This is a genomic window from Streptomyces albidochromogenes (genome assembly GCF_005981925.1).
GTDB lineage: Bacteria > Actinomycetota > Actinomycetes > Streptomycetales > Streptomycetaceae > Streptomyces > Streptomyces albidochromogenes.
Genome location: NZ_VBVX01000776.1, coordinates 1 through 405, shown reverse-complemented (window position 1 = coordinate 405; position 405 = coordinate 1). Strand labels below are relative to the sequence as shown.

The window sequence follows — 405 nt, the reverse complement described above, 5'->3', positions numbered from 1 at the left end:
ATGAAGCTGCTTGCCAGGTGGCGCGGGCAGCTGCCGCTTCGAGCCGCCTGCATTACGCAGGAGGATGAAATCGCTTTCCGAAGCCCGCACGTTCGTACAGGCTTGGGGAAGCCCAGCAGGCCTCCGTAAAACGGGGCTGCTGGTACTACAAAGTGCCAGGGGCGCGGTGCCCCTCACGGCGTCAAGGGCTAGCGCTGCGCGGCCACCACTGAATCGCTGGCTTGTCCATCGGGGCGCCGCTGGAGCTGAAGAGCTCCGGGAGGCACGGGGAACCACCAGCTGTCTTTGTCCAGGTAGACGAAGCCACCATAGCTTTCCACCGCCGGAGAGAAGCCCGTCACCAGCTCGTCTCGGAAGCTCACACCGTAGTCGTTGGTGTACGTGACCCGGTCGCCAACCTTGAAG

The 405-nt window shown here is 63.7% G+C and carries 1 protein-coding gene; it reads right to left on the bottom strand.

Going from position 1 to position 405, the window contains the following annotated elements; all coding sequences use genetic code 11:
* Positions 1-188: 188 nt before the first annotated feature.
* Positions 189-405: hypothetical protein (locus tag E2E34_RS35150; RefSeq protein ID WP_208765435.1), on the bottom strand; the 217-nt coding region annotated here is incomplete at its 5' end.